Origin of the sequence: Microbispora sp. NBRC 16548 (assembly GCF_030268985.1) — a bacterium.
Classification (GTDB): domain Bacteria; phylum Actinomycetota; class Actinomycetes; order Streptosporangiales; family Streptosporangiaceae; genus Microbispora; species Microbispora catharanthi.
In genome coordinates this window covers 66,601-93,597 of record NZ_BSSF01000011.1, presented here as the reverse complement: position 1 = coordinate 93,597, position 26,997 = coordinate 66,601, and the positions used below count along the sequence as shown (strand labels likewise).

Annotated in this window: 27 protein-coding genes; 16 read left to right on the top strand and 11 right to left on the bottom strand. The window is 71.6% G+C overall.

The window, feature by feature from the left end; all coding sequences use genetic code 11:
• The first annotated feature begins 65 nt into the window (after window positions 1-65).
• Complete coding sequence (locus tag QSK36_RS28300; RefSeq protein WP_285784472.1) at window positions 66-1,262, top strand: carboxylate-amine ligase; 1,197 nt, start codon at window positions 66-68, stop codon at window positions 1,260-1,262.
• A 39-nt stretch (window positions 1,263-1,301) separates the two neighbouring features.
• On the opposite strand, the gene QSK36_RS28295 is transcribed toward QSK36_RS28300, so the two are convergent.
• Together QSK36_RS28295 and QSK36_RS28290 are read right to left on the bottom strand one after the other, a co-directional pair.
• On the bottom strand, window positions 1,302-2,750 hold the full coding sequence (locus QSK36_RS28295) for an aminotransferase class I/II-fold pyridoxal phosphate-dependent enzyme (protein ID WP_285784471.1): 1,449 nt from the start codon (window positions 2,748-2,750) through the stop codon (window positions 1,302-1,304).
• A gap of 138 nt (window positions 2,751-2,888) precedes the next feature.
• A complete protein-coding gene (locus QSK36_RS28290; RefSeq protein ID WP_205825842.1) occupies window positions 2,889-3,287 on the bottom strand; it encodes an STAS domain-containing protein in 399 nt (132 codons plus the stop codon).
• 530 nt (window positions 3,288-3,817) lie between these two features.
• Between QSK36_RS28290 and QSK36_RS28285 the strand changes: the two genes are divergently transcribed.
• Window positions 3,818-4,147: a hypothetical protein gene (locus QSK36_RS28285; RefSeq protein WP_285784470.1), complete on the top strand. Its 330-nt coding sequence runs from the start codon at window positions 3,818-3,820 to the stop codon at window positions 4,145-4,147.
• Window positions 4,148-4,208: 61 nt separating this feature from the next.
• Here QSK36_RS28285 and QSK36_RS28280 read toward each other — a convergent pair whose 3' ends face one another.
• The 4 genes from QSK36_RS28280 to QSK36_RS28265 all read right to left on the bottom strand — a co-directional run bounded on the left by QSK36_RS28280 (window position 4,209) and on the right by QSK36_RS28265 (window position 9,833).
• Entirely contained in the window at window positions 4,209-6,125 is a 1,917-nt protein-coding gene (locus QSK36_RS28280; RefSeq protein ID WP_285784469.1) for a beta-galactosidase, read from the bottom strand.
• A gap of 143 nt (window positions 6,126-6,268) precedes the next feature.
• A complete protein-coding gene (locus tag QSK36_RS28275) occupies window positions 6,269-7,180 on the bottom strand; it encodes a carbohydrate ABC transporter permease (protein WP_285784468.1) in 912 nt (303 codons plus the stop codon).
• Complete coding sequence (locus QSK36_RS28270) at window positions 7,177-8,172, bottom strand: ABC transporter permease (RefSeq protein ID WP_406540466.1); 996 nt, start codon at window positions 8,170-8,172, stop codon at window positions 7,177-7,179. Before QSK36_RS28270 ends, QSK36_RS28275 begins: the two co-directional genes overlap by 4 nt.
• Window positions 8,169-9,833 carry an extracellular solute-binding protein gene (locus QSK36_RS28265; protein WP_285784467.1) on the bottom strand — a complete coding sequence of 555 codons (1,665 nt, stop codon included), beginning with the start codon at window positions 9,831-9,833 and terminating at the stop codon, window positions 8,169-8,171. The genes QSK36_RS28270 and QSK36_RS28265 overlap by 4 nt, the downstream gene beginning before the upstream one ends.
• 183 nt (window positions 9,834-10,016) lie before the next feature.
• Between QSK36_RS28265 and QSK36_RS28260 the strand changes: the two genes are divergently transcribed.
• The 9 genes from QSK36_RS28260 to QSK36_RS28220 all read left to right on the top strand — a co-directional run bounded on the left by QSK36_RS28260 (window position 10,017) and on the right by QSK36_RS28220 (window position 18,202).
• The gene (locus QSK36_RS28260) at window positions 10,017-10,271 is read left to right on the top strand and encodes a hypothetical protein (RefSeq protein ID WP_285784466.1); all 255 of its coding nucleotides are present in this window, start codon (window positions 10,017-10,019) and stop codon (window positions 10,269-10,271) included.
• A gap of 320 nt (window positions 10,272-10,591) precedes the next feature.
• Window positions 10,592-11,302, top strand: a complete 711-nt coding sequence (locus QSK36_RS28255; RefSeq protein WP_225898241.1) for a hypothetical protein — start codon at window positions 10,592-10,594, stop codon at window positions 11,300-11,302.
• Window positions 11,299-12,057, top strand: a complete 759-nt coding sequence (locus tag QSK36_RS28250; protein WP_183538429.1) for a glycosyltransferase family 2 protein — start codon at window positions 11,299-11,301, stop codon at window positions 12,055-12,057. The genes QSK36_RS28255 and QSK36_RS28250 overlap by 4 nt, the downstream gene beginning before the upstream one ends.
• Window positions 12,054-13,280 carry a 2-phospho-L-lactate transferase CofD family protein gene (locus QSK36_RS28245; protein WP_285784465.1) on the top strand — a complete coding sequence of 409 codons (1,227 nt, stop codon included), beginning with the start codon at window positions 12,054-12,056 and terminating at the stop codon, window positions 13,278-13,280. Before QSK36_RS28250 ends, QSK36_RS28245 begins: the two co-directional genes overlap by 4 nt.
• Window positions 13,277-13,939, top strand: a complete 663-nt coding sequence (locus QSK36_RS28240) for an HAD family hydrolase (protein WP_285784464.1) — start codon at window positions 13,277-13,279, stop codon at window positions 13,937-13,939. The genes QSK36_RS28245 and QSK36_RS28240 overlap by 4 nt, the downstream gene beginning before the upstream one ends.
• Window positions 13,929-14,681, top strand: coding sequence for an NTP transferase domain-containing protein (locus QSK36_RS28235; RefSeq protein WP_285784463.1), 753 nt, complete (start codon window positions 13,929-13,931; stop codon window positions 14,679-14,681). Before QSK36_RS28240 ends, QSK36_RS28235 begins: the two co-directional genes overlap by 11 nt.
• 4 nt (window positions 14,682-14,685) lie before the next feature.
• Window positions 14,686-15,948: a lipopolysaccharide biosynthesis protein gene (locus QSK36_RS28230; RefSeq protein ID WP_285784462.1), complete on the top strand. Its 1,263-nt coding sequence runs from the start codon at window positions 14,686-14,688 to the stop codon at window positions 15,946-15,948.
• Window positions 15,945-17,201: a glycosyltransferase family 4 protein gene (locus QSK36_RS28225; protein WP_285784461.1), complete on the top strand. Its 1,257-nt coding sequence runs from the start codon at window positions 15,945-15,947 to the stop codon at window positions 17,199-17,201. The genes QSK36_RS28230 and QSK36_RS28225 overlap by 4 nt, the downstream gene beginning before the upstream one ends.
• Window positions 17,198-18,202: a glycosyltransferase family 2 protein gene (locus QSK36_RS28220; RefSeq protein ID WP_182901678.1), complete on the top strand. Its 1,005-nt coding sequence runs from the start codon at window positions 17,198-17,200 to the stop codon at window positions 18,200-18,202. Before QSK36_RS28225 ends, QSK36_RS28220 begins: the two co-directional genes overlap by 4 nt.
• 16 nt (window positions 18,203-18,218) lie before the next feature.
• Here QSK36_RS28220 and QSK36_RS28215 read toward each other — a convergent pair whose 3' ends face one another.
• Window positions 18,219-19,025, bottom strand: a complete 807-nt coding sequence (locus QSK36_RS28215) for a hypothetical protein (RefSeq protein WP_183538440.1) — start codon at window positions 19,023-19,025, stop codon at window positions 18,219-18,221.
• Between the two features lie 115 nt (window positions 19,026-19,140).
• Here QSK36_RS28215 and QSK36_RS28210 point away from each other — a divergent pair, with 115 nt between their 5' ends.
• The 4 genes from QSK36_RS28210 (at window position 19,141) to QSK36_RS28195 (ending at window position 24,235) form a co-directional block, all read left to right on the top strand.
• Window positions 19,141-21,468 carry a polysaccharide lyase 8 family protein gene (locus tag QSK36_RS28210; protein WP_285784460.1) on the top strand — a complete coding sequence of 776 codons (2,328 nt, stop codon included), beginning with the start codon at window positions 19,141-19,143 and terminating at the stop codon, window positions 21,466-21,468.
• 24 nt (window positions 21,469-21,492) lie between these two features.
• A complete protein-coding gene (locus QSK36_RS28205; protein WP_285784459.1) occupies window positions 21,493-22,482 on the top strand; it encodes a small ribosomal subunit Rsm22 family protein in 990 nt (329 codons plus the stop codon).
• Between the two features lie 105 nt (window positions 22,483-22,587).
• Window positions 22,588-23,886: a PP2C family protein-serine/threonine phosphatase gene (locus QSK36_RS28200; protein ID WP_285784458.1), complete on the top strand. Its 1,299-nt coding sequence runs from the start codon at window positions 22,588-22,590 to the stop codon at window positions 23,884-23,886.
• Window positions 23,876-24,235, top strand: coding sequence for an STAS domain-containing protein (locus QSK36_RS28195; protein ID WP_285784457.1), 360 nt, complete (start codon window positions 23,876-23,878; stop codon window positions 24,233-24,235). The genes QSK36_RS28200 and QSK36_RS28195 overlap by 11 nt, the downstream gene beginning before the upstream one ends.
• Window positions 24,236-24,255: 20 nt before the next feature.
• Here the strand turns inward: QSK36_RS28195 and QSK36_RS28190 are convergent, their stop codons facing one another.
• Together QSK36_RS28190 and QSK36_RS28185 are read right to left on the bottom strand one after the other, a co-directional pair.
• Complete coding sequence (locus tag QSK36_RS28190) at window positions 24,256-24,579, bottom strand: hypothetical protein (protein ID WP_183538445.1); 324 nt, start codon at window positions 24,577-24,579, stop codon at window positions 24,256-24,258.
• Between the two features lie 115 nt (window positions 24,580-24,694).
• Window positions 24,695-25,105 (bottom strand): hypothetical protein, encoded by a 411-nt coding sequence (locus QSK36_RS28185; protein WP_285784456.1) that lies wholly within the window; start codon window positions 25,103-25,105, stop codon window positions 24,695-24,697.
• Between the two features lie 228 nt (window positions 25,106-25,333).
• Here QSK36_RS28185 and QSK36_RS28180 point away from each other — a divergent pair, with 228 nt between their 5' ends.
• On the top strand, window positions 25,334-26,173 hold the full coding sequence (locus tag QSK36_RS28180) for an SMP-30/gluconolactonase/LRE family protein (RefSeq protein WP_285784455.1): 840 nt from the start codon (window positions 25,334-25,336) through the stop codon (window positions 26,171-26,173).
• On the opposite strand, the gene QSK36_RS28175 is transcribed toward QSK36_RS28180, so the two are convergent.
• On the bottom strand, window positions 26,145-26,576 hold the full coding sequence (locus QSK36_RS28175; RefSeq protein ID WP_285784454.1) for a hypothetical protein: 432 nt from the start codon (window positions 26,574-26,576) through the stop codon (window positions 26,145-26,147). The two genes, QSK36_RS28180 and QSK36_RS28175, sit on opposite strands and share 29 nt — an antisense overlap.
• 7 nt (window positions 26,577-26,583) lie before the next feature.
• Window positions 26,584-26,958 (bottom strand): hypothetical protein, encoded by a 375-nt coding sequence (locus QSK36_RS28170; RefSeq protein WP_285784453.1) that lies wholly within the window; start codon window positions 26,956-26,958, stop codon window positions 26,584-26,586.
• Window positions 26,959-26,997 lie beyond the last annotated feature (39 nt).

Below are 26,997 nucleotides of genomic sequence, written 5' to 3'. Positions count from 1 at the left end.
TTTTCGCCCGATGGTCGGGGGGAATGGGGAACTGACCGACTGGACCCCTCCTGAAAAGACCGCTTATGCCAGACGTGACAAGGGAGGTCCAGTTCGACACCGTGCACGGACCTTCCCTCGTCGCGCAGGCAACCGCGAGTTCGGCGACGCTCACGCTCGGGGTCGAGGAGGAGTTCCTGCTCGCCGACCCGCGAACCGGGCGGGTCGCCCCGGCGGCGCGGGAGATCCGCGAGCGGGCGGCCGGGCCGGGGGCGGACCGGCTGGTGTTCGAACTGACACAGTTCCAACTGGAGAGCAACACCGCCGTGCACACCAGCCTGCGCGACCTGCACGGCGACCTGCTCGAGATGCGCCGCGCGGCCGCCTGTGCCGCCGCGAACGCGGGGCTCGCGCTCGTCGCGTGCGGCACCGCTCTGGACGGCAACGAGGGAGTGCCGCCCCTCTCGTCGTGCCCTCGCTATCAGGCCATGCTCCGCGAGTTCGGGGCGATCATGGAAGGTCAGGGCGTCTGCGGCTGCCACGTCCACGTCGGGATCGCCGACCGCGAGGAGGCGGTGCGGGTCAGCAACCACCTGCGGCCGTGGCTCCCGGTCCTGCAGGCGCTCGCGGCCAATTCGCCGATCTCGGACGGCAGGGACACCGGCTACGCGAGCTGGCGTGCGCTGATGATGGGCAGGTGGCCGAGCGCGGAGCCGCCGCCCTTCTTCCGCTCGGTCGAGCACTACGAGAGCCTGGTCGCCGGCATGCTGGCCGGGGGCACGATCCTCGACCGGAAGATGATCTACTGGCTGGTCCGCCCATCCGATCATGTGCCGACGCTGGAGATCCGCGCGGCCGACGTGTGCCCGACGGCCGGGGAGACCGTGCTGCTGGCCGGACTGGTGCGGGGGCTGGCCGAGACGGCGCTGCGCGACGTGCGGGCAGGCGTGCCCGCCCCGGAGGTCGAGGACACCCTGCTGCGTGCGGCCTACTGGAGGGCAGCCCGCGACGGCGTGGACGGCGAGGCCCTCGATCTGCTCGCCGGCGCCGGGGTTTCCATGGGCAGGGTGCCGGCCTGGCGGCTGGTCGACCGCCTGCTCGAGTACGTGCGGCCGGTGCTGGAGGAGAACGGCGACTGGACGCCGTTGACCGACCAGCTCGAGCGCGTACGCCGCAGCGGGTCGGGGGCGGCGCGTCAGCGGGCGGCGTACGCCCGGCGCGGCCGGCTGTGCGACGTGGTCGAGCTGCTCATGGCGCAGACGGCCGCCTCCTGCTGGGCCTGACCGTGCTGGTCCTGACTGGGCGCTCTCGTCAGACCCCCGTCACTCGGCGATGACGCGCAGCGTCTTCAGACTGGGGTCGCCGACGTCGGGGATGTTCATGCCGCCTTCGAGCCCGCTGGTCAGGTAGCTCAGCACCGGCTGCGTGATGCGCTCGCCCGGGCACAGGGCGGGTGCGCCCGGCGGGTACGGCGTCACCATCTCGGCCACGATCCGGCCCACCGCCTGACCGGTGGGCACGATCTCGACCCGGCCGAAGAACGCGTCCCTGGGCAGCATCGCGATGTCCAGCTCCAGCTCCCCCGGCTCGGGCACGTCGATCACGGCCGCGGGCGGCAGGTCGCGGGCCGACGACAGGGTGCGCAGCGCGTCGAGCAGCACGCCGACCGTCTCCTCACTGTCGGCGACGGTGATCTCGGCGCTGACGCGGCGGTGGTCGCTCAGCGAGAGGTTGACGTGGCAGCGCTCGCGCAGCCAGTCTGCGGCGTGATAGCCGTCGACGCCGAGCCCCGACACGTCGATGACGATCTTCAGCGGGTCCATGTCGAAGGCGCGGGTGTTCTCCTTGCTCAGCACCCACAGGCCGTGCATCTTGTCGATCTCCCTGCGGACCGACTCCGCGAGCTCCAGCGTACGGTCGAGCAGGTCCTTGCCGTGCTCCACCATCTGCCTGCGCCAGCCGTCGAGCGCCGCGTAGATCAGAGTGGAGGGGCTGGTCGTGCCGAGCAGGTCCTCGCGGGCCTTGAGCACGGCCGGGTCCACCCGGTTGCCCTGCAGGTGGAACACCGAGCTCTGCTCCAGGCCGTTGCCCATCTTGTGGACGCTCGTCACGCACAGGTCCGCCCCGGCGTTCATGCCCCACGTGGGCAGGTCCTCGTGGAACGGCAGGTGGGCGCCCCAGGCCTCGTCCACGATGAACGTCCGGTCATACCTGCGGCACACCTCGTTGATGCCCTCCAGGTCGCCGCAGGTGCCGTAGTCCACCGGGCTGGCGACGATGACGCCCTTGGCGTCGGGGGCCGCCTTGAACGCCTCCTCCACCGCCTCCGGCGTGGGCGGATACGACATGTGGAGATCGCCGTCCCAGTCCCCGTGCACCCAGACCGGCTCGACGCCGCTCAGGATCAGTGCCGAGATGACCGACTTGTGGGCATTGCGGGCGACCAGCAGTTTCTCCCCGGGACCGGCCACGGAGAGCATGGCGCTCTTGATCGACAGGGAGCTGCCACAGGTGGAGAAGAACGCCTGCTCGGCGTTGACCGCCTCCGCCATGAGCTGCTGCGCCTCTTCGAGTACACCGTTGCTCTGCATCCGGTCGTCCAGGCCGTTCATGATCATCACGTCGTCCCTGAAAAGGTCCTCGCCCAGGACTTCCAGGACCCGCGGATCCACCCCCCGCCCCTGCTTGTGGCCCGGAGGCGTGAAGCTGAGGTCTCCCCGCCGGCGATAGGCGGTGAGGGCCTCCAGCACGGGTGCGCGGGACTGATCCATGTCCGTGTTCCTCCCCTGAACGACGTGGGGCCGTTCCCCCTCGTCCGCGCGTACCCGGACCTGACCGGCACAAACGACCGCGGCAGGCGGTCAGAAGCCCCCGCCCTCGGCGAGAGGGCGGGGGCGGCGGTCAAACGGTCAGACCATGGAAACGTCGTGGGAGGCCGACAGCACCATGGCGGCGACGGCCTCGACGGGCGTGCCGTCGATGGTGAACGTGTCGCGCAGCCGGGTCGCCTCAAGGACGATCTTCAAGATGCCGTGAACTCCGGTGAGCCGCATCGAACCGGCGGCCTTCTCGATGTCGTCCCGGGCGTCCAGCAGCGCTTCCAAGCCGCAGGAGTCGCAGAACCGCAGACCGGACGCATCCACCACGATCTTGATGCGACCCTGGCGGACAAGATGTCTGATCGCCCTCCGGAGCGTGTCCCCGCTGGCGATGTCGAGTTCACCTCGCAGCGCGACCACGACGGCCGGCTGGTGATCGCTCACAGTAATCTCGAGCTGCTGCGTTGTCATATACGCGCCTTCATCCATATTTTTCGGGCGTACTGTCTTGAACGACGCTACCCGGCGGAGTGTCAGGTCCCGGTAATGCGCGACGGTCGATGGTATGCGAGTCAGTCCGGCAATCCCACCTGTACGCCAGAATGTGGCAAATAGGTAAAGAAGTCGGGCTTTGTGGGGATCTTTGGCGGTGTGTCCCGAACCTCCCGGGATCACGGGGAACCCCTGCCCCATAGGGGCTCGCGGCCTTCGGGTGATCGCCGGAGGCGGGGGCCCGGACGCGGTGACCGCTGCGCGTCGCCCGGTCTCGCGGGGGTGGAGACTGGAGCACTTCAAACATACCAGCTAGCCAGACAAACGAGGCGTATCCCGCCATTCTCGAAAAATGCTTACTCTCCCCATTCCTTCTTTATGGGCGCATTACCGACCATGCCGGGCTCATGGCCCAAACCTGACCGGTGCATCCGGAAGGTCACGGGAACGCCAGGATCCGGCGCTTGACCCGTCCGCGCGCGGGTAGAGGGCCGGTTCCCGGAAGTACGGCGAACGGGAGGATCGGCATGGCGGACGAGATCACCGCGGGCAGGAACGCGGCGCGGGCACTGGCGGCCAGGACGCCCGGCTGGATGGTCTGGTACGGCGAGCGCACCGGAAACTTCTGGGCCGTCCCCCGGGCCGGGACCGCGATCGTGCCCCGGATGCTGGAGGCGCCGACGGCGGACGGCCTGGAGAACGAGATCCGGCAGGCCGAGGGCCGCCCCGCGCGGGAACAGGCGCAGGAGAAGCCGCAGCCCGGACAGCCGGAGAGGGCGCAGCAGGGGACGGCGGAGGCCGCCCGGCACCGCCGGTCGGCCGAGGCGCCGGATCCCCGGATCCCCGTAGGACGCTGACCGCGCGTCGCCGCCGGCGCGCTGAGCGTTCAGGACATCGAGGAGCTCGGTCAGGGCCCACCTATAGGGGCACGACGACGTATCCGCCGGGGTCGAGCCTGCCGTCGACGGGCTTGCCGGTGATCAGGTCGGTGCCGTCGACCGGCACGGGCTGCTCGTCCTCTGTGTGGTTGACGGCGAAGACACAGTCCCGTTGCCGGACAACCTCGACGCCGGGGATGCCGCTCCCCGCCAGCCCGGCGTGCGCGAGGACGCGGGCGTAGCCGGGGTCGTCGAGCCGCGTCGAGACATACCATGCCGTGCCGCCGCCGAGGCGGTGGCACGTGACGGCGGGCCCGCCGCCGGGGTAGCGGGCGACCGCCTCGGCCCCGTCCAGGTGGACGACCTCGCTCCACACCGTCGCGCGGCCGAATTCCGGCAGTTCGATCGCGTCGGCGAGCGGGCGGAACTCCTCCACGCGGATGCCGAGGATCTCGCGCAATGCCCCCGGGTAGCCGCCCAGCCTGATCCGGGTGTGCTCGTCGGCGATGCCGCTGAAGAACGACACGACGAGCGTGCCGCCGCCCTCCACGTACGCCGCGAGGTTCCGGGCGGCCTCGTCGGAGATCAGGTAGAGGCTCGGCACGAGGACGGCCCGGTAGGCCGACAGATCGTGCGACGGATGGGCGAAGCAGGCGGCGACGCCCTGCCGCCACAGCACCCGGTGGGCCTGCTCGGCGGCCGCGAGGTAGTCGATCTCGGCGGACGGCAGGCCGGGCCCCTGGACGGCCCACCACGCCTCCTCGTCCCACAGGATCGCGACCTCCGCCTCGATGAGCGACCCGACGACCGGCGGGTCATCGGGCGGCGCGGGGACGCGCTTCAGCGCCTCGCCCAGGGCGCAGATCTCACGGAAGACGCGGGAGTCCGGGCCGGTGTGCGGGACCATGCCGGGATGCCACTGCTCGGCACCGCCGCGGGAGGCTCGCCACTGGAAGAACATCGCGCCCTTCGAGCCCCGGGCGACGTGTTGCAGGCTGTGCCGGGCGATCTCGCCGGGCTCCTTGGGCGACGTGCGCGGGCCCAGAACATACCCCGTGGCCTGCTCCATCAGCAGCCAGGGCCGCCCGCCCGCCCACGATCGGGCCAGGTCGGCGGCGAAGGCGGTCTGCTCGGCCGCCGCCATGCCCCGCCCGGAGGGATAGTCGTCGATGGAGACCAGGTCCACCTCGCGCGACCACTTCCAATGGTCGACGCAGGCCCAGCCGGCGAGCACGTAGTTGGTGGTGACGGGCACCTCGGGGGTCGCTTCGCGAAGCAGGTCGCGCTGCTCGGTGAAGTGGGCGAGCATCTCGTCGGAGACGAACCGGCGGAAGTCGAGCGCCTGCGCCGGGTTGGGGAGGTACTGAGTCGCCCGGGGCGGGGTGATCTGCGCCCAGTCCGAGTAGTGCTGGCCCCAGAACGCGGTCGTCCAGGCGTCGTTCAGCGCGTCGAGGCCGCCGTACCGCTTGCGCAGCCAGGCCCGGAACGCCGCGGCGGCGTGGTCGCAGTGGCAGGGCGTGCCGTACTCGTTGTGCACGTGCCACATTGCCAGCGCGGGGTGGTCGCGGTAGCGCTCGCCGAGGGCGCGGGTGATCCGCGACGACGCCTCGCGGTACGCCGGGGCGCTCACGCAGTAGGTGTCGCGGCTGCCGTGCGTGAGCCGTACGCCGTCCCGGGTGACGGTCAGGGCATCGGGATGCGCCAGGGAGAACCACGGCGGGGGAGAGGCGGTCGGGACGGCCAGGTCCACGCCGATCCCGCCGTCGGCGAGCAGGTCGAGCACCCGGTCGAGCCAGCCGAAGGTGTAGCGGCCCTCGGACGGCTCTAGTCGCGACCAGGAGAAGACGCCGACGGTGACGAGGGTGACCCCGGCCCGGCGCATGAGCGCGACGTCCTCGGCCCAGACTTCCTCGGGCCACTGCTCCGGGTTGTAGTCCCCTCCGTACCACAGCGCCATGCATGTGCCCTTCTTTTGGCTGGAGGCCAAACTAATTGGGCCGGATCGCCGAGTCAACGGGCTTGTCCAGCACAGGGACGCCCCGCCGGTGGGAGGTGCGGCGGGGCGTCGGTCCGTGGGGTGGAGCGTCCGAGGGAAGGGGGTCAGCCCTTGATGGCGCCGATGATGACGCCCTTGGTGAAGTGACGCTGCACGAACGGATAGATGACCAGGGCGGGCAGCACGGCGATGGCGACGATGGCCATCTTGATCGCAAGGGTCGGCGGCGCGACGTGGCCGAAGCCGCTCACGCCCACGGTGGCCGTCGGCAGCGGGTTGGAGTCCACGACGTACGACCGCAGGATCAGCGCGAGCGGCCACTTGCGGGTGTCGTCGATGAACAGCATGGCGTTGAACCAGGCGTTCCAGTAGCCGACCGCGTAGAACAGGCCGATGACCGCCGTGACCGCCTTCGACAGCGGGAGCACGATCCGCCACAGGATGCGGAACTCCCCGGCGCCGTCGATGCGGGCGCTGTCGAGCAGCTCGCGAGGGATGTTCATGAAGAACGCGCGCAGCACGACCACGTTGAAGGCCGACACGGCCGACGGCAGGATCAGCGACCAGTACGAGTCCTTCAGCCCGAGCGAGGCCACCATCAGGTAGGTCGGGATCAGGCCGGGGAAGAACACGAACATCAGCAGCACGCAGAACAGGATCGGCCGGTGGAACAGCGTCCCCGGCCGCGACAGCGCGTACGCCCCGAGGACGCTCACGCCGAGGCTGACCGCGGTGCCCACGACGGTGACGCCGGTGCTGACCAGCACCGCGCGGCTGACCACGCTGTCGGAGAAGATCTGGCGGTACGCGTCGAACGTGATGCCGTCCGGCACCAGCACCAGGCCGCCGGCCCGGTTCACCGTGCCGGCGGACGACAGGCTGGTCAGCACGATCGTGTAGAGCGGCAGCAGCACGGCGAGCACGATGAGCGCCAGCACGCCGCCCTTGCCGATCCGGCCCGCGGCCGATCCCGGCTCCTCCCAGGGCGCGAGCCCGGACACCTTCGTCTTGCTCATGATCGCGAATACACCCCCCGCTCGCCCAGGGCGTGCGCCACCCGGTTGGCCACCAGGATGAGCGCGAGCCCGACCAGGCCCTTGAACAGCCCGGCCGCCGCGCCATACCCGAAGTCGCCGGTGCGCAGGCCGGACCAGTAGACGAAGGTGTCGAAGACCTCCGACACCTTGCTGCCGACCGCGCCGCGCTGCAGCATGAACTGCTCGAAGCCGACGTTGAGCGCGTCGCCGAGCCGCAGGATCAGCAGCAGCACGATGACCGGCCGCAGGCCCGGCAGCGTGATGTGCCACATCCGGCGCCACCGGCGGGCACCGTCGACCGCGGCGGCCTCGTACAGGTTCTGGTCGATCGTGCTGAGCGCGGCGAGGAACACGATCGTGCCCCAGCCGGCGTCCTTCCAGACCGTCTCCGCGGTCACGAGCAGGATGAACGTGTCGGAGTTCGTCATCCAGTCGATGCCCGCGTGCCCGTGGTCGCGCAGGATCTGCGCGATGAGGCCGGCGCCGCCGAACATCTGCTGGAAGATCGCGACCACCAGCACCCACGAGAAGAAGTGGGGCAGGTAGACGACGCCCTGGATGAAGGCCCGCAGCCGCCCGGAGACCACGCTGTTGAGCAGCAGCGCGAGCGCGATCGGCACCGGGAAGTAGAAGACGAGCTGGAACGCGGTGATACCGACCGTGTTCACCACCGCCCGGATGAACTGCGGGTCGCCGAACAGCTGGGCGAAGTTGGTGAAACCGATGATCGGGCTGCCCAGGATGCCGCCGCTGAAGGGGTTGTAGTCCTGGAAGGCGATGACGTTCCCCAGCGCGGGGACCCACCAGAAGGCCGTGACGATCACCAGCATCGGCATGGCCATGACCAGCAGCGGCCAGTCCCGGCGCAGCCGCGCCGCGAAGGAGTCCCGCCGCGCGCCGACGGCCGGTCCGGCCTGGGTCGCCCCGGGCCGGACCTCCGTCACGCTCCTCGTGTCCGCGTCGGCACTCACAGCCGCCCGTTCTCCCTGGCGACCTTCATGTAGAACTCGCGGGCCTCGTTGCCGCCCTGCTCCTGCCAGTCCTTGACGATCTGTGCCCACTCCGAGACCGGCCGCTTGCCGCGGAAGATCTCGTTCATCTTGTCCTCGGTCGGCTGGGTCAGCCCGGCCATCTTGGACGGTCTTTCGACCCGGACGCCGACGAACGGGTCGTTCTCCAGGTATCGCGAGGCCGTCTGCTCCCAGCCGTGGTAGGCCTCGACGTAGCCGGGATACTGGTTCTCGGTGATCGCGCCGGGCCGTCCGGACAGGAACAGGTATGTCGGGGCGACCTCCTTGCGGCCGAGCGCGGTCTGCTGGACCTGCCCGTCCTTCAGCGTGAAGTGCTTGCCCTCGACGCCGTTGTTGATCAGGTCGTACTCCTGCGTGCCGTACGGCGCGGAGCACCAGTTGGCGATGCCGAGCAACTCGCGGGTGCGGGCGTCGCCGAGGCCCTTCCTGATGAAGCAGAACATGCCGGCGGGCTCGTTGCGCCACACGATGACCTTGCCGCCCGGGTGGGCCGGGTAGGGGTCCACGGCCCGCACGTTGATCTTCGGGGTGCTGGGCAGGTAGCGGCCGAGGATTTCGTGGATCGCGCCGAGCCCGTCCTTGTACATGACGAGCTGCCCGGTGCCGAAGGGCTCCTTGTGGTCGGCGAACTGGTTCGCCACGACGTCAGGGTGGACGTATCCGGCGTCGAACAGCTTGGTCATGAGCTCGATGGACTGCAGGAACTCCGGCGTCTCGTACTTGTAGATGAGCGTGCCGTCGGGCTGCTTGCGCCACTCGCGCGGGGCGCCGAACGCCCGCTGGAGCTCCTGGTCCATGCCGCCGAACGCCCAGCGCTTCTTCTTCGGGTTCGTCAGCTCCTTGCCCAGCGCGAGCAGGTCGTCTGCGCTCTTGGGCGCGGACAGGCCGAGCTCGTCGATGATGTCCTGGCGGGCGATCGTGGCGAACGGGTAGGGCGCGTTCTGCCACGGGATGCCCTGGAGAACGCCGCCGAACACGCCGTACGTCCACGCGGCGGTGTCGAAGTTGGCCAGCAGCGGGAACTCCTTGGCCTTGTCGCCCGCCAGATAGGGCGACAGGTCGGCGAAGAGCTTGTTGGCCGCCTCGGTGAAGTGGGCGATGGAGTCGATGTTCCAGCCCGGGATCTGGATTATCTCGGGGACGTCGCCGCTGGCGAGCAGGGTGTTCAGCTTGTCGACGTAGGTGTTGCCGTCGGAGATGTTGAACCGGACGACCCCGCCGAGCCGCTCGTTGACGGCGTCGTAGTAGGAGTTCTCGCCGAGGCCGGGAGGGACGGTGCCCCACAGCGGGGTCATCGCCTTCACCTCCGCGCCGCTGGTGATCGGCTTGGCGGTGACGGCCTGGACCATCGTGCCCGGCCTGGTCAGGAAGCCGGGTTCGACGAATTCGCTGCCCGGCAGGTCGGGCGTCAGGCCGGTCACCTGGAACGGCACGCGGGTGGGCACGAGGCCCTTGAGCTTGTCGGCGGTGACGGCGGTGCCCTTGGACACTTCCTTCTTGGCCGCGCAGCCGGTGAGGCCGGCGGCGGCGAGCGCGCCCGCGCCGACCATCCCGAGGAATCCGCGGCGGCTGGTCAGGGGGCCGCCGGGGGGTTGGCTCATTGGTGCGATCCTCCCGGAAACGAGTTTCATTTAGTTCGTCAATTGGCCAAACAAATTAACCGGTTCACGGGTCGGCGACAAGATTCGATGAAACGTTCATCGCCATCGCGGGATCGCTCGTACGGGCGATCCGCCGATCCCCCGGGCTGGCGATACTGAGGCGTTGTGTCACTCTCGTCCCTGATGACCCGATTGCAGAGCCGATTGCGGGGCCTGCCCCCGCCCGTCGTGGACGCGGCCCTCGTGCTGGCGGTGCTCGCCGGGCAGTCCGCGCCCTTCCTCTTCACCCAGCCCGGTCTGGTCCAGCCCGCCCAGCCCATCTGGTTCGGCTCGCTGGTCGCGATGTACACGGTCGCGGAGAAGAGCCCGCCCGTGCGCCGGGTGCGGCACCTCGACGTCCTCCTGGGCCGGCTGGCCCGGGAAACGATTTCTGATTGAGGCTGAGCGAAATAGGACCGGTCCAAAATTGACATGGGCCCGCAAACGCGATTGACATTGTCCGTAATGCAATGAAATGGCGGAGATAGCGCGAGATTCAACTACCCACCAGTACAATTTTCTCGCTCTGGACCCCAGCTGACCTGGTCGTATGCCGTAAATGTCGATGCCTGACGCCCAATATCTGATATTGCGGACGGATTTCCGGATGAGAATGACATAATGCGTGGGAGCGCTCCCGCGCTCCCGGCTGCATTCTCCGCAGCGCCATCCGGCACGCCTGCCCGCAGGGCACGTTGGAAGGAAGGTGCCGCGTCTTCATGACGGCATTCGGCAAAAGTCCTCCGTCCCGGCCGCATCTCGACGGAAATGTTCCGGCGGACGTCGTCCGCGCCGGCTCCCGCCCCTGGGCGCCCCACCTGTGGTGGATGGCCCTGGCCGTCGGGGCGCTCGGTTTCGCCTTCGTGTGGCTGGCCACGCCGCACGCCAGGGAGATCGGCTCACCCTGGGAGCTGGTGGCCAAGCTGGTCGCGTTCGCCTGCCTGTGCGTGGCGATCGCGGTCTTCCCCTGGGTGTCGCCGCGGTTGAACTGGCTGCTCTACGTCCCGTTCGTCTTCTTCACCGGCTATCTCATCCCGCGGATCAGCTGGTTCTACTACGGCGACGGCGCGCGGGCCCAGGGCGACAGCTTCTACACGCACCTCTATCTCCTGCTCTATCCGGGCATCGTGCTCACGGTCGCCGCCGCGTACCGCATCGGCGGGGGCACCCCGGGACGCTGCCTGAAGATCATGCTGAGCGGGATCCTCATCGTGTTCTCCGGCTTCCTCGACCTCATGTGGTTCGTGGTCAACCCGGTCGAGATCCCCGAGGTCATCGACGCGCCGCACATCAACCTGTTCACCGGGGGACCGATCTCGTACGGCGCGACGATCGTGTTCGCGCTCGTACACGTCCCGATCATCGTCGGGGTCAACCTGCTTCCCCTCGACCGCTGGATCGGCCGCCTGCTGGGGGCGGGTGACCCGTGAGCGTCGCCGTGAACATCTCTGTGGCCGCGCCCGCGTACAACGAGGCGGACACCATCGCGGCGGTGGTGGGCGAATGGCAGGACTACCTGGAGAACGCCCCGGCCGTGGGCGACTGGGAGATCGTCGTCTGCGACGACGGGAGCGGTGACGCGACCGGCGAGATCCTGGCCGGCCTGCGGGCCCGGTGCCCGCGGCTCGTCGTCGTCACGTTCGAGCGCAACCGGGGCGCGGGCGCGGCCATCGCCGCCGCGATCGCCCACACCCGGCTCGACTGGGTGGTGCTGCTCGATTCGGACGGCCAGTTCCCGATCGCCAACCTCGACCGCGTCCTGCCGCGGGTTCAGGCCGGGGAGGCCCTGGCGTTCTCCGGCGCCCGGATCAGGAAGGCCGACGGCGTGGCGTACCGGTGGGGGTCGGCGGCCAGCGGGGCGGTCAGCAACCTGCTCCACCGCACGCGCTACCGCGACTTCAACTCGATCTTCAAGGTGGTGCACGGCCCGCTCTTCCGGTCGCTGCCGCTGGAGTCGGGCGGGATGAACTGCTCGACCGAGATCACCGCGCGGGTCGCCGAAATGGGCCACGCGTGGGTGGAGGTCCCGATCGAGCACCGGGAGCGCGGCGGCGGCGGTCGCGGCTGGCGATACTGGCGTGGTGCCCGCGACCGGGCCCTGTTCGTCGCCTATCTCGGCTACCGCCACTGGCTGCTGCGCCGGGGCGTCCTGCGCCGGCCGGCCGCTCGTGAGGAGATCCGATGAGCGTCGCGGTGACGATGTTCAGCGGCGGGCGCGGGGCGGCCGGCATCGCGAGGGGCATGCTGGGCACTCCGGGCGTCGGCCTGTCGCTGGTCGTCAACGGCTACGACAACGGCCTGTCCACCGGCGCGCTGCGACGCTATCTGCCCGGGATGCTCGGGCCGTCGGACTTCCGCAAGAACCTCCTGCTCCACCTCGACCCCGCCGATCCGGCGCAGGCCGCGCAGGCGACCGTGCTCGAACACCGCCTGCCGGGCGGGACGACGCCCGCGGGGCTCACCGCCGTCATCGAGGCGATCGCCGCGCGGCGCGGCCCGTTCGCCGCGCTGCCCGAGGCGGCCCGCGAGGCCGTCACGGCGGACCTGCGCGTGTTCGCCCGGCGGCTCGCCGCGTACCCGCACGGGCTCGACCTCGCCGACTGCGCGCTCGGCAACCTCGTGTTCGCCGGGGCCTACCTGCGGCTCGGCCGGGACTTCAACGCCGCCGTCGACGCCTGCGCGCGCACGTTCGGCTCGCCCGTACGGCTGCTCAACGTGACCAACGGGGAGAACGCCTTCCTGGCCGCGCTCAGGCGGGACGGCAGCCTGCTGGCCGACGAGGCCGACATCGTCGCGCCGCAGGGCCCCGGAGTGATCACCGATCTGTTCCTGCTGCGCGAACCGCTCGGCGCGCGGCGGCGGGACGAACTGGAGGCGCTGCCGCCCGCATGGACCAGGGAGGTCCTGGGCCGCGAGCGCGCCGAGGTGACGCCGAGCCCGCGGGCGCTTGAGGCGATCCGCGACGCCGACCTCATCGTCTACGGTCCCGGCACCCCGCACTCCTCGCTCCTGCCCAGTTATCTCACGCCGGGCGTTGCCGACGCCGTCGCGCGGAGCCGGGCGGCGGCCAAGGTGTTCGTCGTCAACACCCGGAGCGACCACGACATCCGGGGGCTGAGCGCGCCCGACCTGGTGGACCGCACGCTGGCCTACCTCGGCGACCCCCGCAACGGGCGGCGGCTGGTGACCCACGTGCTGAGCCATCGCACGTCCGCGCCGGACGCCCCCGCGGTGCCTCACGGCGTGCTCGACCGGGGAGAGTGGGCGGGGGCCCGCTGGGTCACCGCCGACCTGGAACACCCTGCCGATCTGCGACACCCCGGCCGCCCGGGCCTGCACCACCCGGAGCGTACGGCCGAGGCCCTGCTCGCGATCAGGGACGAGGCGGCCTTGGCGCGGGCCCAATGACGGCGCTCCTGGCGGAGGCGTGTGCCCGCCGCGTCTGGCTCTTCGACCTCGACGGCACGCTCGTGGACTCCTGCCCGGCCCACGAGGCGGCCTTCCTGCAGGCCATCGACGAGGTCGCGCCCGACCTGCTCGCGTCCTTCCGGTATGCCGACCACGCCGGCGCGAGCACCCGCGAGGTGGCGGTGCGCCTGCTGGGCGACACCGGAGACGCGGACCGGCTGGCCCGGTTGAAGCAGCGGCTGTACCGCGAGCGGGCCGGTGCGGTGGCCGTGTTCCCCGGCGCGCGGCGGCTGCTCGGCCGCCTGGTCGCCGGGGGCCGCGACGCCTACCTCGTCACCAGCGGCAGCCGGGCGTCGGTCGCGCGGGTGCTGGCGGCCTGCTCGCTGGGCGCGTACTTCCGTGGCGTGCTCACCAGCGACGACGTCCCGGCGAGCAAGCCCGATCCGGCCTTCTACGCGTACGCGTGCGAGCGCTGGGGGCTCGATCCCGGCGCGGCCGTGGTGCTGGAGGACTCCGCGCACGGGGTGGCGTCGGCGGTGGGCGCGGGCCTGGCGACCCTGCACGTCCACGTGGCCGAGCCCGCTCCCGGGGCGGTGGCCGTACGCGACCTGGAACAGATCGTGTCTCTCCTGTTCGCGGAGGTGGGCGGTGCCGGCTGAACGGTTGTGCGCGGTGATCCCGGCGGCCGGGCGGGGGACCCGCCTCGGCCTGGGCATCCCCAAGATCATGGTGGAGATCGCCGACGGCGTCACCGTGTGGCACGTGCTCCACCAGCGGCTGCGGCCGTACGTCGAGCACGTCCACGTGGTGATGTCCCCGGAGGGGGAGGGGCCGTTCCGCGCGCTGGCGGCGGACCGGATCGCGACCGGCGCGGTCTCGGTGAGCGTGCAGGACACGCCTACCGGGATGGGGGGCGCAATCTTCGGTGCCGCACCGCATTGGGAGGCCTACGGCGCGATCCTCGTGGTCTGGGGCGACCAGGCGGGCCTGTCCCCCGACACGGTCGGCCGTGTCGCCGGGGCGCACGAGAAGGGGTTCACGCTCCCGCTGGTGCCGATGGCCGACCCGTACGTGGAGTACGAACTGGACGACGACGGGACGCTGGTGCGGGTGCGCCAGTCGCGGGAGGGCGACGAGTGCCGCCCCGGCGGGCTCAGCGACGTCGGCGTCTTCTGCCTGGACACCGAAGGGCTCCGTGAGGAGTGGACGCGTTACCTGGGCGAGGCGGCCGCGGGCGCCCGCACCGGAGAGGTCAACTTCCTGCCGTTCCTGCCCTATCTGTCGGCAGAGCGGAACTGGCCGCTGACGGTGGTGCCGGTGACCGACCCCGACGAGGCGCGCGGCGTCAACACGGCCGACGACCTCGAGTTCGCCCGGCGGGCACACCTGCGGTGGGCGTGACGGGGTGGGCGCGCTGACGGACCGGGCGGCCGGGCTCCTGGCCGCCCACCGCTGGGCCGCCGGGCCCACGCTGGTGAGCACCGTGGCCAGCGGCACGGCCGCCGCGACCACGCTCGTCATCGCACGAGGGGTGGGCGCCGCCGCGTTCGGCAACTTCACCGTCGTCCTGTCGATCGCGCTGATCGTGACCGTCGGCATGCTGACGAGCCTCAACTATGTCATGTTCCAGGAGCTGCCGCGGGCCGAGCCGGATGCGCGGCCCGCCCTGGTGACGACGGCGCTGCTGGCCACGCTCGTGCTGGGCGCGGTGGTGTTCATCGCGGGTCTCGCGGCCGCTCCGCTGCTGACCGCCGCGCTCGGCGTGGACACCCGCACGCTCGCCTTCGCGCTGGCGCTGGCGCTGTCGATGACGCTCAACCAGCTCACCGAGAGCTTCCTGCGCGGGCTGAAGAGGTTCCGCCTCGTCGCCGGGCTCAAGCTCGCCGTGGCCGTCGTCTACCTGGGCGCCGCCGCGTGCTGCCTGCTGGTCTTCGGCGTGCGGGACGCCGAGCCCTACCTGGTCGCGCTGATCGGCACCAACCTGGTCTTCGCCCTGGTCTCAGTCGCCGGGTTCGAGGTCGTGCCCCGGTCCTGGTCGTGGGCGCTGGCCCGCTCGCTCTACCGGCACGGCGCGTACGTCACCGCCATCGCCGCGCTCACGGCGGTGGTGTTCGGGGTGGACGTGATCTTCCTCAACCACTGGGCGCCCCGGGCCGACGTCGGCGTCTACTCCGTCTACAACGGCTTTCCCAAGCGCCTGCTCGGCGTGGTGTTCACCGACGGCGTCGGCCTGGTGCTGCTGCCCACCCTGGCGACGTCGGACAAGCCCGCCGTGATGCGGCGGATCGCCCGGCTCGCCCCGGTCGTGTTCGCGGCGACCGTCGTGTTCTCGTTCGCGGCGAGCACGGTGTTCTTCCTGCTCATGGGGGGCGAGTATCCGTACTCGCTGGGCCTGATGGCGCTGTCGGCGCTCGGGATCGGCGCGCACACGGTCTTCAACCTCCAGCAGGTCGCCCTGACCATGGACGGGGTGCGGGGGGCGAAGGTGCTCATCGGCTGCCTGCTGGCCGGGACGCCGCTCGCGCTCACCTGCCAGGCGGCGCTCATCGCCTGGCAGGGGCTGGCCGGCGGGCTGGTGGCCTTCGCCCTGAGCAATGTCGTCCTCGTGGCCGTCGTGACGGCCGTCTCCGCCCGGCTCTACCGGCCTGCAATGGAGGTGCGCGGGTGAGGATCGCCCACGTCATCAACCAGTTCCCGCCCAACATCACGGCGGGGCTCGGCCGGTATGCCGAGCTGATCGCGCCGCATCTGGCACGCGATCACGAGATGGCGGTCTTCACGCTGAACGACGGCCGCCTGCCCGTGTGGGAGCGGATCGGTGATGTCACCGTGTATCGGCCGCGCGGGCGCGTGCTCGGCGCGATCGCGCGCCGCCGGAGGCTCAACCGCACGCGGGGCCTGGAGTTCCTCCTGCTCGCGCTGACCGTCGTGGTGAGCAACTGGCGTTACTTCCTGCTCCTGCGGCGGCTGCGTCCCGATCGGCGGCCCGGCCTCGTCGCCGTGCACGATTCGACGAACTTCCTGTGCGGCCTGCTGTGCCACTACGTGCTGCGGCTCCCGGTCGTGTTCCACGTCCACACCACCGAGTACGGCGTCGCCCCGCAGCGCAGCATCACCGACCCGCTCAACCTCTTCGCCGCGCTGGAGCGGTGGCTGGCGCGGGTCTCCCGGCGGGTGGTGGTCGCCACGCCGGAGGTGCGCGAGCAACTGCTGGAGGCGGGCTGGGACCGCTCGCCGATCGACGTCGTCCGCCTCGGCGGCACGTACGAGCGGGTGGTCGCCGACCCCGCGTTCGACCGCGACAAGCTGCGCCTCGGCGCGGCGGACCTGCGCGCCAGGCTCGGCATCGCCGAGGAGGACCCGGTGCTGCTGTTCGTCGGCCGCCTCGAACGGCAGAAGGGGATCTACCCGCTCCTCGAGGCCATGCGCGACATCGCGCCCGCCGTGCCGGGGCTGCGTCTGGTGCTCGTGGGGGAGGGCGACGAGGCGGGCGTCGCGCGGATCGTCACCGAGACGGGGCTCGACGGCCGGGTGCTGACCTCCGGCGGTTTCGTGGACGGGCGGGCGCTGCTGGAGTACTACGCGATGGCCGACGCCTGCGTGTTCCCCTCGCTCTTCGAGCCGTTCGGGCTGGTGGCGACCGAGGCGATGGCCCTGGCCCGGCCGGTGATCCTGGGCGACGGCTTCTCCCGGATCTTCCTCGGCGACCCCGCGCGGCCCGCCGTACGGTTCGTGCGGGCGGCCGATCCCCGCGACATCGCCGACGGGGTGATCGAGGTCATGACCGATCCCGGGCTGCGCCGCGCCCTGGCCGAGCGGGGCGAGCGGCTGGTGCGGGAGACGCTGAGCTGGAGCCGCGCCGCCGGGGAGACGCTCGCCGTCTACGCGCGGGTGCTCTCGGCGGAGGGGACGAGGCGATGATCTCGCTGGTCGTGCCGTGCTACAACGCGGCCAGGACGCTGCGGCTGTGCCTGGAGTCGGTGCTGGCGCAGACCCGCGTGCCCGGCGAGATCGTCGTGGTCGACGACGCGAGCACCGACGGCTCAGCGGAGATCGCCGAGGAGCTGGGCTGCCGGGTCGTGCGCCTGCCGGAGAACCGGGGCGTGTCCGCCGCCAGGAACGCCGGGATCGACGCCACCACGGGCGAGGTCGTCTTCTTCCTCGACGCCGACGTGGCGCTGCGGCCCGACGCCGTCGCGAACGCGATGGAGATCCTTGAGCACGATCCCGAGGTCGGCTGCGTCCACGGGGTCTACGACACCGTGCCGCTGATCGACGACGGGCCGGTCGAGTGGTATCGCATCCTCCACGCGGTGCACTGGCGCCGCCGCCACCTGGGGGAGGTCAACAGCGTCGTGTTCGCCCTCGCCGCCGTCCGCCGCGACGTGCTGCTCGCCGTGGGCAGGCTCGACGAGCGGCTGCGCGACTGCGAGGACGTCGAATACAGCAGCAGGCTCGCCGTACGCAGCCGGATCGTGCTGACGGACACGGTCGTGGGCCGTCACGACGACGGCAGCCGCCTGCTGCCGATCCTGACCGAGCAGTGGCGGCGGGCCCTGCCGTTGATCCCGCTCGCGCTGACCACCACCCGGCGCGGTGCGGCCAAGCCGGAGCACGCCAACAGCCCGGCCGGCATCCTGTCCTGCGGGCTCGCCCTGGCCGGCCTGGGGCTGGTGGTGCTGAGCCTGCCGTTCGGGCTGTTCCACCCCCTTCTGCTCGCCCTTCCCGCCGTGTTCGTCGCCGGGTTCGTCCTCGCCGATCCGGAGCTGGTCGGATTCGTCCGCCGGCAGCGGGGGCCGGTCTTCGCCGCCTACTTCATGGCCGTCCACCTGGTCGTCCACGTGGTGCTCGTCACCGGTCTGGCCGTCGGCTCGCTGCGCCTGCTGACCGGTCCGCGGGACAGCCGCGCCGAGGCCGCTTGAGAGGCCGCGTGAGACGTCAGGCGCAGCCGACGCGCTGGGTGCTCAGGGCGATGTCGTCCACCCAGAGGTCGTACGCCGCGGGGGAGGGGTTCGGCTGGTAGAGCTGCCAGCCGATCTTGACGGTGTCGAAGCGGGGGAACACGAAGTCGACGTCGTTGCCGCCGTGGCCGCGGGTGGACACGGTGAGGTCGGGCTTGGGCACGCCGTCGAACCAGAGCGAGATCGTGTTGTCGGCGGGGTCCATCCGCCACTCGACGCACTGCCACACGTCCGCCCGCGACGGAGCCGACTCGCGCCAGTTGGTCCAGTCGCCGGTCGGGCCGCCGTCCGCGCCGACGCCCCACAGGTCCTTGCCCAGCGTGGGGACGTACTGGCCGCCGAGCGGCCGGACGATCTCCGGACCCGCGCCGGTGGCCTCGACCAGTGTGTAGTGGGCCCAGTCGGGGGCGGTGGGGAACGCCTTGACACGCAGCCGCAGGCGGCCGTAGAAGCCGTTGCCGGGCGGGGCGAAGTCGTCCACCTTGAGGAACGCCCGGCCGTTGCCCTCGGTGTGGACGTGCAGCATCTTCTGTCCGCGGACGCCGCGCTCCACCGTCAGCGTGCCGTGCTTGGTGTCGACGCCCCACTTGAGGCTCGCCGCGCCGCCGACCGGCAGCGACTGGAAGTCCTCGCAGAACAGCGTGCCGCCCTTCGCGCAGCTCCCTGGCCCGTGCGACGCGGACTCCGACTTCGACGCCGCATTGGACGCGGAGGCGGCCGGCGCTGCCGTCAGCGGCAGCAGCAGGGCCAGGCAGGACGACACCACGGGTAACAGTCGTCGCACGACGCGCTCCTTTTCCCGATGACAACGGCAGAAGTAAGGTACGTCATTTGGGAGCGCTCCCATAGAGGCGCGTGGAAGATCGATAAAAGGGAGGGATCGCGCGGATAATCTACGCGTGAAAGGACCTTCCCGGCGATTATTTCTCCAGCTCGGCGGGCTCGCCGCGCTGGCCGCTTGTGCTCCCCGGGAGAAGGCCGACGCCGGAACCCTCGCCCCGCTGCGCCGCCGATGGCGGGAGGTCACGCTCGGCTACCCGGGGACGTTCGACCCGGAGCGGGAGCCGTACCGGACCCGGTTGGCGCGGCTGGGCGCGAAGGCCGCGCGGCACCGCGACGCCATGACGCCCGCGCGCCGGTCGCTCTGGCCCGACCTGCCCTTCCCCTCTCTCGACGCCACGCCGGCCCGGCTGCGGGCGATGGCCCGGGCGTACGCGCTGCCGGGCACCGGGCTGACCGCCGAGCCGGGCCTCGGCACGGCCGTCGGCGAGGGCGTCGAGCACTACGTGCGGCACGTGTACGCCGCGGACGCCGAGCAGACCGGCAACTGGTGGGACTGGCAGATCGGGACGCCGAGGGCGCTGCTCGACGCGGCCGTGCTGGCCGCTCCGCACCTGACGGACACCCAGGTCTCGGCGCTGTGCGAGGCGGTGGACACCTTCGTCCCGGAAAGCCGCCTCGACGACTACGAGGGCAACAGCACCGGAGCGAACCGGGTCGATCTGTGCACGGTGACGCTGCTGCGGGCGATCGCCGGCAGCGACCCCGGTCGTGCCGCGCTCGCGGCCTCCGCGCTCTCCCCGGTGTTCCCCTACGTCACCGAGGGCGACGGCTTCTACCGCGACGGCTCGTTCATCCAGCACGGTTCCGTCCCCTACCAGGGCGGGTACGGCGCGGTGCTGCTGACCGGCCTCGCGACGCTGTTCGCCGTGCTGCGCGGCACGCCGTGGGAGATCACCGACCCGGCGGCGCGCACCGTCCTCGACGCGGTGGACCGGGCGTTCGCACCCTTCGTCCATGACGGCGCCTGTATGGACCTCGTACGCGGACGGGGCATCGACAGGCGGCCGTACGGCGACCACAGGAGGGGCAGGGAGATCGCCGCGGCGGTCCTGCTGCTGGCCGAGACCGCTCCGGACCCGGACCGGGCCCGCTGGCGGGCCATGGTCAAGGGCTGGGCCGTGCGCGACACCGCGAAGCCGATGCTCCGAGCGGCTGAGGGGGCGGCTGAGGGGGCGGCCGAGGGGGCGGCCGAGGGAAGCGACCTGGCGTTCCACGCGCGCCTGTCTGCCGTGCTGGGCGACGCGACCGTCCCGGCCGCCGCCGAGCCCATCGGGCACCGCCTGTTCCCCATGAGCGCCCGCGCCGTGCACCGCAGACCCGGCTGGTGCGCGGCGGTCAGCATGGCCTCCTCCCGCGTCGCGCACTACGAGTACGGCAACGGCGAGAACCTGCGCGGCTGGCACACCGGCTCAGGAATGCTCTACTGGTGGGCCACCGGCCCATCAGCACAGGAACAGGGCGAGCAGTACTCCGACGCCTTCTGGCCCACCGTGGATCCCTACCGGCTGCCGGGCACGACGGTCTCCACCCGGCGGCTGCCGGACGGCGCGGGCGGCGAGTGGGGCGACACCCGCCCGCCGGCCGAATGGGTGGGCGGCGCGACCGACGGCGTGTACGCCACCGTGGGCCAGCACCTCTACGGCCTGGAGAGCACGCTGGAGGCGTTCAAGTCGTGGTTCTTCCTCGACGACGCCGTGGTCTGCCTCGGCGCCGGCATCACCTGCCGCGACGGCGTGCCGGTCGAGACCGTCGTGGACAACCGCAGGACCGGCGCCCTGCTCACCGTGGACGCCGGATGGGCTCATCTGGACGGCCACGGCGGTTACGTCGTGCCCGCCGGGCAGCCGCTGCGCACGCTGTGCGAGGACCGCGCGGCCGCGGGGATCACCCGGGCCTACGCGACACTGTGGCTGGACCACGGCGTGGACCCGGACGCGGCCGGTTACGTCTACCACCTCATGCCGGGGGCGGGCCCGGCCGAGACCGCCGCCCGCGCCGCCGATCCCGGCTGGGCCCGGGTGCTCGCCAACACCTCCGCGCAGCAGGGGATCGAGGTCCCGTCGCTGGGCGTCACCGCGGTCAACTTCTGGACGGGCGGACGGGCCGGGGGACGGGCGGGCGGCCTGACGGCCTCCGATCCGTGCGCGGTCCTCGTGCGCGACCTCGGCGACGGCACGGCCACGGTGACGGTGGCCGACCCCCGGCGCGCCCTCGACGGGCTGACGGTGACGTGGGACCGCCCGGTGGCCGGGGTCACGCGCGGCCACCCGCTCCTGCATCGCGCGGAGACCGGCGCCCGGCTCACGCTCACGTTCGGCGGGCCGGCCGGTCACGAGGGCGCCTCCTGCACGGTGACCGTGCGGTTCGGCGCTTCGACAGCCTGAGCGGAGCCGGGCATCATGAACGCCGTGTCCACCCTGCCTGATGACCTGGACGACGCGCTGGAAGCGTCGCTCGGCGGCTTCCCGACGGCCGAGCTGACGCGGAGCGTGCAGACGCTCATCCGGCAGTACCGGGAGGGCTTCGACCGGACCGTGCCCGCGCTGAGCTCGGAGGTCGCGGTCGCCGCGTACGCCGGATATCGCATGCCGGCGACCTACAGCGCCGTGCGCGCGGCGCTGCGCCAGGTCGCCCTGCTGGCCCCCGGTTTCGCGCCGGAGACGCAGGTGGACGTGGGCGGCGGCACGGGCAGCGCGCTGTGGGCCTCGAGCGCGGTCTGGCCGACGCTGCGCACGGTCACCGTCCTGGAGCAGTCCCCCTCCGCCATCGCCTTCGGGCGGCGGCTGGCCGGTCGCGCGCCCGCGGCGGCCGTAAGGGAGGCGCGCTGGCAGCAGGCGTTCGTCGACCGGAGCGCGCCCGCGCCGGTGGCCGACCTGGTCACGATGTCCTACGTGCTCGGCGAGCTGTCGCCCGCCGTCCAGGAGGACGTGATCGGGTCCCTGGCCCGCACCGCGGGCATGCTGGTGATCGTCGAGCCCGGCACGCCCGCCGGCTACGCCCGGATCGCGGCGGCCCGGCGGCTGCTGGCGAAGTCGGGCCTGCACCTGGTCGCCCCCTGCCCGCACGACGGCGAGTGCCCGATCCGCCCGGACCAGGACTGGTGTCACTTCGCGGTCCGCCTCAACCGGACCGCCCTGCACCGGCGGATCAAGGACGGCACGCTGAGCTTCGAGGACGAGAAGTTCTCCTATGTCGCGGCTTCGGCCCGGCCATGGCCGCGAGCGGAGAGCCGGATCCTGCGCCACCCCCTCAAGCGCAAGGGGCTGGTGACGCTGCGCCTGTGCACGGCCGAGGACGGGCTGGCCGAACGCGCGGTCTCCAAGCGCCAGGGTGAGACCTACCGCGAGGCGCGCGACGTCGTCTGGGGCGACGCCTGGCCGCAGTTCAACGATACGTAGGATAGGGCAAATCGTTCACCGGGCAGGCGGGCTCCAGGGCCCCCGGTCGGGTGAGAGCGGAAGGAGCCCGAGGTCAGCACCGTCGACGAAGCGCCCGGCAGGCCGATGTCGCTCGTCTCCGCCACGGAGGCGAGCCGTCTCGCGGCCGTGCGCCGCTACGCGGCCCTGGAGACCGCCTCCGGCGCCGCGTTCGACCGGGTGGCCGCCCTGGCCGCGCGGATCTTCCGCGCTCCCTTCGCCACTGTGACGATCGTCGGCGACGAGACGGTCCGCGTCATCGCCGCGCACGGGCTGCCACCGCGCCGCGGGCTCGTCGAGAGCCTGTGCGCCGCGGCCGTACGGCACGGCGGCCCGTACGTCGTCCACGACGCGCTGCTGGACCCTCAAGCGGCCGGCGACCCGGCGGTGCGCGGTGAGCCGGGCATCCGTTTCTACGCCGCCGCGCTGATCACGACGCCCGACGGCGAGGCACTGGGCAGCGTCAACGTCATGGACGTCCGCCCCCGTGAGGCCGGCGATGAGGAGCTGGCCTGTCTGCGGGACCTGGCCGGCCTCGTCATGGACGAACTCGAGGTGCGGCTGGCCACGCACCGTACGGTCGAGGTCGAAAGGGAGCTGCGCGCGGGCGCGGAGCGGCTGGCCCGCACCCTGCAGCGCACCCTGCTCCCGCCGGCGCTGCCCCGGGTGCCCGGACTGTGCGCGGCCGCCGCCTATCATCCCGTCTCGGCCGACGAGGTGGGTGGCGACTTCTACGACCTGTTCCCCCTCGACGGCGACCGGTGGGGCTTCTTCCTCGGCGACGTCTGCGGGAAGGGCGCCGACGCCGCTGCGCTGACGTCACTGGTCCGCTACACCCTGCGCGCCGCGGCCGTCTACGACGCCGACCCGCACGCGGTGCTGGCCAATCTCGACGCGGTCCTGCAACAGGAGCACGCGGGCGGCGAGGCCCCGGTGCCGTACTGCACGGCGGTCTTCGGCGTCCTGCAGCCCGACGGTGACGGGTTCGGCGTCACGCTCGCCACCGGGGGCCATCCCCCGGCGCTGGCGGTGCGGGCGAACGGCGCCGTCGAGCCCATCCACCCGGTCGGCGGTCAGCTGATCGGCATCCTGCGCGATCCCCACTTCGCCCAGGTGAGCGCGCGCCTGAACGCCGGTGACGCGCTGCTGCTCTACACCGACGGCCTCACCGAGGCGCGGACGCCGTCCGGCTCGATGCTCGACGAAGACGGACTGACCGCGTATCTCGCCGCAACCAAGCCCACGAGCGCCGACGCCCTCCTTACCACCGTGCACGACCTGATCAGGGCCTTGGGCAAGGGGGTGTCAGACGACACCGCGATCCTCGCCCTGTCCGTCCCGCCCGCCACTCGAACGCCGTCCTCCGGGAGTTTCGGTGCAGCATGACAACGGTCTGACCGTCAGCCTCCAGCCGCACACCTCCGGGCCGCACCTGCTGGTCGTGGCCGGTGACCTGGATCATCACACGACTCCACGCCTACGGGCGGCCCTGGAGGAGGTGAAGTTCGGCCCGGACGCCGACCTGGTGATCGACCTGTCCGGCCTGAACTTCTGCGACTCCACCGGCATCGCCATACTGGTCGCGGCCCACCAGCGCGCCGCCGACGCGGGCGCCGCCCTGCTCCTGGCGGGCCTGGACCCCGACATCGCCCGCGTCTTCCAGATCATGGGCCTGGACCGGTTGCTCTCCTTCTACGACAGCCCGGAAGAGGCCGTACGCGCGCTGAGTAAGTGAGCAGGGGCAGGTGAGGGAGGCTACAGGGGCGCGGCGACGGTGACCGCGATGTTCTGCCTGATGTCGCAGTTCCTGGCCCGGCGGCAGAAACCGTCCGCCACGCTGGTCGCCCCGCCCGCGGTGCTGGCCGCGGTGTGCTGGTGACCGCGATTGCGCGTGGGGCTGTCCAGATAGACGATGTTCCGGTTGCGGGTGCCGTTGCCGACGGAGGCCGGGCCGTCCCCGTCCCCCCGCCCGGCCCGCGCGTTCGCGGGAGCGGTGAGAAGGACCTGCGCGGCGGCGGCCGCGACGAGGACGACGGCGAACAGCGGGACACGCCGAGATGCGCCGCAGGAATGAAGCATCCGCCACCGCCCGTCCGCCGATTCGAAGCCTGGTCACACCGTAGCTTCCGCAGCGGTCCTGCCGATGATCCCCGGCGCGCGTGTCCCGCCATGTTCTCGGCCGTTTCGCGGCACGTCAGCGTCTGTTGATCACGGTGCCGCTCGTCCTGGGGGAGCTCTGGTTACGGCCCCGGAGGTTCTGGGAGCCCCTGCAGCCGGGCCGGTGCAGGCAGTTGGAGGCCTGCGTGTTCACCGACGCGTCCACGCCCGTGATGACCTGCTGAGCGCCCGTCGCGTTCCGCTGGCTGCCGACGAGCAGGGAGTTCAGGTTGTTCTGACCGTTGTTGATCACATACCTGGAGTTGGCGCCGTTCCCGTCGCCGCCGCCCCATCCCCGGCTCGTCGCCGCGTCCGCGCTCACGGGGGAGAGCGCGAGGCCGGCGCTCGTGAGGGTCAGCGCGGTCAGCGCCAGCAGTCGCGCCGCCGGGCCGGTGAGCGCGTGCCGCCCCCTGTTGTGAGCCCTGTCGCGAGCCCTGTGACGAGCCATGTTCTCCCGCGCCTTCCCCGTCGTCCGTCAAGGAGATCCGTTCGCACGGACCTGCCGGGCATCTACCCCGGGGTGGCGCGCTCGTCACGGCCGCTGAACGAGGATTAGGACCTCCCAACGGAACGATCTCCGTTGTGCTCTGATCCCTCACGGCGCCGGTGAGAAGCACGCGGAAACTGTCGTAGCGGCCGCGTACTGTCCAACCGAACGCGGCGATGGGAGTCTTCAATGACAGAAGTGCGCACGTGGCTCACCGGTCTCGGGCTGGTCGAGTCGCCGCGCTGGCACGACGGCCGCCTGTACTTCTCCGACTGGACGGCGCACGAGGTGATCGCGCTCGGCCTGGACGGCACGCACGAAGTGGTGGCCCGGGTGGACTCGCTTCCGCTCTGCACGGCGTGGCAGGCCGACGGACGGCTGGTGATCGTCGATTCCGCGCGGGGGTTGCTGCAGCGGCTGGAACCCGACGGCTCGTCGACGACCCTGGCCGACCTCACCGGTCTCGGGCGCGGCTGGAACGACATCGTCATCGACGGCCGCGGCAACATCTACGTCAACCGGATCGGCTTCGACATGCTCAGCGGTGCGGCGTTCGACCCCGGATACGTCGTGCACGTCGGCCCCGACGGCTCGGCGCGCCAGGTGGCGGACGACATCGCCTTTCCCAACGGCATGGCCGTGACGCCGGACAACTCGACGCTGATCGTGGCCGACTCGTACGGCAACAGGCTCGTCGCCTTCGACATCGAGGCGGACGGCGGCCTGTCCCATCGCCGGGTCTGGGCCGAGACCGGCGAGGACCACCCCGATGGCATCTGCGTCGACGCCGAGGGCGCCGTCTGGTACGCCGACGTCGGCAACAAGCGCTGCGTCCGGATCCGGGAGGGCGGTGAGGTCCTCCAGACCGTCGAAGTCGACCGGGGATGCTTCGCCTGCGCGCTCGGGGGCCAGGACGGGAAGACGCTGTTCATCGTGGCGGCCGAGTGGCGCATGCCCGAGATGGTGCCACCCGGAACCGGGCAGGTGCTCTCGACCCGGGTCACGGTGCCCGGCGCGGGCTGGCCGTAGACGTCCGGCGCAAGGGCGACGACCCGACGCCTCGTCGGGTTCGCGTCTCCGGAAGGCGGACCACGTCGTTCTGCCGGTCCGACGCCCGCACCCGCTGCGTCAGGTCGCAGAGGCGGGACCACCGGCGGCACATGATGCTCTGCGCGTTCGCCAGGCCGCCGACGCCGACAGTCCTCTGCTGGATGCCGGTCGCGCTTCGCGCGCTGCCCACCGTCAGCTGACTGACGTTGCGGATCCCGTTGCCGAGGCGGACGGTGGCGCTGTTGCCGTTGCGGTCGCCGTTCCCGGCCGCATGGGTGACCGCCGCATGGGTGACCGCCGCGTGTGCGGCGGCGGCAGGGGGCAACGCGGCGAGCGCCGCCGTCGCGATCGTGACCGCCGCCAGGGCGAGACCGCCGCGCATCAGCGGGTCACCGCCGGGTGGCCCTGGCTCTGGTGGCGCGGATGTCCTGCGACAGCGCGCAGAGCCGGCCGCGCGGCCTGCACAGTCCGCCCTGCACGCTGCTGAGCCCGCCCACTCCCGCCGAGAACTGGTGGAGGGCGCCGCGCAGGTGCGTGCTGCCCATCGCCACCAGGTTGCGGTTGGCCGAGCCGTTGCCCACGCGTACGGCGGAGCCGTTCCCGTTGCCGTCACCGGCCGCCGCCGCGCCCGCGGCCACCGGCGCCGCCAGGGCCAGAGCCAGGGCCAGGGGCAGGGCCAGCGCGAGGGCGAGTGTCGCCGCCGTCGTCGTGGGCCGTCGCGCAAGGGAGTCAGGGAATCCCGTGAGGGTGTGGATGGTCGGCATCGGAGTGCCTCTACCCCGCCCGTGGGCCCGCGCCCCGGC

Coding starts and splice junctions, on each gene's coding strand:
- QSK36_RS28300 (WP_285784472.1), top strand. CDS start 66: ATGCCAGACGTGACAAGGGAGGTCCAGTTCGACACCGTGCACGGACCT.
- QSK36_RS28295 (WP_285784471.1), bottom strand. CDS start 2,750: ATGGATCAGTCCCGCGCACCCGTGCTGGAGGCCCTCACCGCCTATCGC.
- QSK36_RS28290 (WP_205825842.1), bottom strand. CDS start 3,287: ATGGATGAAGGCGCGTATATGACAACGCAGCAGCTCGAGATTACTGTG.
- QSK36_RS28285 (WP_285784470.1), top strand. CDS start 3,818: ATGGCGGACGAGATCACCGCGGGCAGGAACGCGGCGCGGGCACTGGCG.
- QSK36_RS28280 (WP_285784469.1), bottom strand. CDS start 6,125: ATGGCGCTGTGGTACGGAGGGGACTACAACCCGGAGCAGTGGCCCGAG.
- QSK36_RS28275 (WP_285784468.1), bottom strand. CDS start 7,180: ATGAGCAAGACGAAGGTGTCCGGGCTCGCGCCCTGGGAGGAGCCGGGA.
- QSK36_RS28265 (WP_285784467.1), bottom strand. CDS start 9,833: ATGAGCCAACCCCCCGGCGGCCCCCTGACCAGCCGCCGCGGATTCCTC.
- QSK36_RS28260 (WP_285784466.1), top strand. CDS start 10,017: ATGACCCGATTGCAGAGCCGATTGCGGGGCCTGCCCCCGCCCGTCGTG.
- QSK36_RS28255 (WP_225898241.1), top strand. CDS start 10,592: ATGACGGCATTCGGCAAAAGTCCTCCGTCCCGGCCGCATCTCGACGGA.
- QSK36_RS28245 (WP_285784465.1), top strand. CDS start 12,054: ATGAGCGTCGCGGTGACGATGTTCAGCGGCGGGCGCGGGGCGGCCGGC.
- QSK36_RS28240 (WP_285784464.1), top strand. CDS start 13,277: ATGACGGCGCTCCTGGCGGAGGCGTGTGCCCGCCGCGTCTGGCTCTTC.
- QSK36_RS28220 (WP_182901678.1), top strand. CDS start 17,198: ATGATCTCGCTGGTCGTGCCGTGCTACAACGCGGCCAGGACGCTGCGG.
- QSK36_RS28200 (WP_285784458.1), top strand. CDS start 22,588: ATGTCGCTCGTCTCCGCCACGGAGGCGAGCCGTCTCGCGGCCGTGCGC.
- QSK36_RS28190 (WP_183538445.1), bottom strand. CDS start 24,579: ATGCTTCATTCCTGCGGCGCATCTCGGCGTGTCCCGCTGTTCGCCGTC.
- QSK36_RS28185 (WP_285784456.1), bottom strand. CDS start 25,105: ATGGCTCGTCACAGGGCTCGCGACAGGGCTCACAACAGGGGGCGGCAC.
- QSK36_RS28180 (WP_285784455.1), top strand. CDS start 25,334: ATGACAGAAGTGCGCACGTGGCTCACCGGTCTCGGGCTGGTCGAGTCG.
- QSK36_RS28175 (WP_285784454.1), bottom strand. CDS start 26,576: ATGCGCGGCGGTCTCGCCCTGGCGGCGGTCACGATCGCGACGGCGGCG.
- QSK36_RS28170 (WP_285784453.1), bottom strand. CDS start 26,958: ATGCCGACCATCCACACCCTCACGGGATTCCCTGACTCCCTTGCGCGA.